The following is a 2,546-nucleotide window of genomic DNA, read 5'->3' as shown; positions in this document are numbered from 1 at the left end:
CCCAGCGACAGGGGCAGGAGGAGCGGGGACGCGAACCACCTCTTGCGCTCCGGCACCACCGCCGGCCGCGCGGGGGCCGGTCGCAGCCTCGCGAACAGCGCCTGCTCCAGGAGCGCGCTGCGGGCCTGGGGCAGCGCGCGCTGCTCCAGCACCGACTCCACGCGCGACAGCCGCGTGTACGCCTCCTGACAGTCGGGGCACGTGGCCAGGTGCGCGCGCAGGCGCTCGAAGCCGTCCGCGTCCAGCCCGTCCCGGCCCTTCTCGAAGAGGGCGGCCATGGCCTGCTTCATCCGGCGGTCGTCACAGCCACTCATCGCGCACTCCGCCGCTTGAAGAAGCTCCAGCCCTGCGTCTCCAGGTCCTCGAGGTACCCCTTCGACTGGAGGAACCCCAGCAGCCTGGACTTCAGCCCGAACTCGCGCCGCCGCACCTGGATGCGCGTGAGGCCCAGCGCCGTGGCCGCCTCTTCCTGGGCCACGCCCTCGCCGAAGCGCAGCTCGAACAGCCGGTGCTCCTCCCGCGACAGGCCGTCCTTGAACGCCGCGAGCAGCGCCTCCACCTCGCGGTCCTCCAGCAGCTCCGCCAGCCCGCCGTCCTCGGGGGAGGACTCGGTGAGCCCCTCGAAGGCCTCGTCCCGGCCCACCAGCTCGCGCTCGCGCGACTGCTCCAGCAGCACGTTGCGCGCGATGCCCATCAGGAAGTGGGCATACGGACGCGTGCCGTTGTAGGCCGCGCGCGTGCGCGGCTCGAAGGCGCGGGCGAAGGTCTCCAGCAGCGTGTTCTCCAACTCCATCGCGTTCCTCAGGCGGGTGAAGGCTCCCCGCCATGCGGCCGCCTTGAGCAGGCGGGCGAGCGGCTCCGCGTGCGCGCGATACACCTCCGCCAGCACCTCCGGGGTGCCTTCGCGAAAACGGCGCAGCGTGTCGTCATCCCACTCCATCCCTCAAGGGCTTACCGCGTCCGTCGCGGTCCCGTCATCCGCATGTTGTCGCGAGCGGCCTCCGGTGGATTGTCGGTTGCACCCCATGGCATTCTTTCGCACTGCGCACCGCGCAATCCCTGATGCGAAAGCCCTCTCACAGGACCCTGGCCCTGGGTGTACTCCTGCTGGCCGGAACCGCTGCGAGCGCCGCGCCGGAGCAGGTGCACTACGCCCTCATCGTGGCCAGCAACACGGGCACCGAGCCGTCCCAGGCCCCCCTGCGCTACGCGGACGACGACGGCGCCCGCTACTACGAGCTGTTCGCCCCCCGCTCGCGGGAGGTGGTGCTGCTGAGCGTGCTGGACGCGGACACGCAGGCCCTGCACCCGGGGCTGGCCGCGAAGACGCGGGCCCCCACCCACGCCGCGCTGTGGGACGCGCTCGCCCGCCTGAACGGCCGCATGGCGGAGGACCGGGCGAAGGGCGCGGTGCCCGTGCTGTCCTTCGTCTTCGTGGGCCACGGCAAGCGCGGCGCCGCGGGTGAAGGGTCGGTCAGCCTGCTGGACGGGCCGCTGACGCGCACGGAGCTGTACGCGCGGGTGCTGGCGCCGAGCAAGGCGTCCTTCCTCCAGCTCATCGTGGACGCGTGTGATTCGTACTTCTTCGTCCACTCGCGCGGCGCGCTGCCGGTGGGCCCGGCGTACGCGGACGCGGTGAAGGGCCTCCTGGGCAACCGCGAGCTGGCGCGCTTCCCCCAGGTGGGGGTGGTGCTGTCCACGTCGTCGGAGCAGGAGAGCCACGAGTGGAGCGCCATCCGCTCCGGCGTCTTCAGCCACATGGTGCGCTCGGCGCTGTCGGGCGCGGGGGACGTGAACGGGGACGGCAAGGTGGACTACGCGGAGCTGCGGGCCTTCGTGGCCGCCGCCAGCCAGGGCATGGACGACATGCGGGGCCAGCCGCGCGTGTACATCCAGCCGCCCGCGCTGGACCGGGCGTTCGCCCTGACGGACCTGGCGGCCGCCGCGTCGCTGGGCTACCTGCTGGTGCCCACGGGCGTGGCGGGCCGGCTGTGGGTGGAGGACGCGCGGGGCATCCGCGTGGTGGAGCTGCACAAGGAGCGCGAGCGGCCGCTGGTGGTGTCGCTGCCCGTGGGGCGCGGCTACTACCTCCGGGCCAACGGCCGTGAGGCGCCATTCGCCATCACCCGGGCGTCGGAGGTGGTGGACGCGGGCGGCCTGCGCTGGAGCGACGCGAGCGTGGCGGCCCGGGGCGCGGTGCAGGACGCGCTGCGCGACAAGCTCTTCTCCGTGCCGTTCGGACCGCGCTTCTACCGGGGTTACATGGCGAGCCTCGGCATCACGCCGTCGTCGGACGAGGCCGACGCGGTCCTGGTGCCATGAGCCCCCCCGCGTCCCTGCTGCTCATGCTGCTGCGGATGTCCGCGCCGTGCGACGCGCAGACGCGCGTGGTGCTCGTGCCCTTCGAGAGGCTGGCCCTGCCGTCCGAGGACGCGCGCGAGCTGGAGGACGCCACGCGGCGCGCGGTGGCCGCGCTGCCGGACGCGTGCCTGGAGTCGCGCGAGGACACGGTGGCGAGGCTGCGCGGCGCGGGGCGCGGCGCTGGC

At 73.4% G+C, this 2,546-nt stretch carries 2 protein-coding genes and 2 pseudogenes; 2 read left to right on the top strand and 2 right to left on the bottom strand.

The genetic code is table 11. From position 1 onward, the window contains the following. Both ACLEQD_RS41225 and ACLEQD_RS41220 read right to left on the bottom strand, forming a co-directional pair. Positions 1 to 314: pseudogene (locus ACLEQD_RS41225) on the bottom strand (hypothetical protein); the annotation flags it as partial. Beyond that, positions 311 to 940: an RNA polymerase sigma factor gene (locus ACLEQD_RS41220; protein WP_410391386.1), complete on the bottom strand. Its 630-nt coding sequence runs from the start codon at positions 938 to 940 to the stop codon at positions 311 to 313. The pseudogene ACLEQD_RS41225 and the gene ACLEQD_RS41220, both read right to left, overlap by 4 nt. A gap of 122 nt (positions 941 to 1,062) precedes the next feature. On the opposite strand from ACLEQD_RS41220, the gene ACLEQD_RS41215 reads away from it, so the two are divergent. Together ACLEQD_RS41215 and ACLEQD_RS41210 are read left to right on the top strand one after the other, a co-directional pair. Further along, on the top strand, positions 1,063 to 2,322 hold the full coding sequence (locus ACLEQD_RS41215; RefSeq protein WP_410391385.1) for a hypothetical protein: 1,260 nt from the start codon (positions 1,063 to 1,065) through the stop codon (positions 2,320 to 2,322). After that, positions 2,319 to 2,546: pseudogene (locus ACLEQD_RS41210) on the top strand (hypothetical protein); the annotation flags it as partial. The gene ACLEQD_RS41215 and the pseudogene ACLEQD_RS41210, both read left to right, overlap by 4 nt.

Origin of the sequence: Corallococcus sp. 4LFB, assembly GCF_046520365.1 — a bacterium.
GTDB classification, from domain to species: Bacteria; Myxococcota; Myxococcia; order Myxococcales; family Myxococcaceae; genus Corallococcus; species Corallococcus caeni.
This window is presented reverse-complemented; position numbering and strand designations above follow the sequence as displayed.

Bases quoted from the DNA above. Each gene is read 5' to 3' on its own strand.
- ACLEQD_RS41215 (WP_410391385.1), top strand. From the start codon at position 1,063: ATGCGAAAGCCCTCTCACAGGACCCTGGCCCTGGGTGTACTCCTGCTG.
- ACLEQD_RS41220 (WP_410391386.1), bottom strand. From the start codon at position 940: ATGGAGTGGGATGACGACACGCTGCGCCGTTTTCGCGAAGGCACCCCG.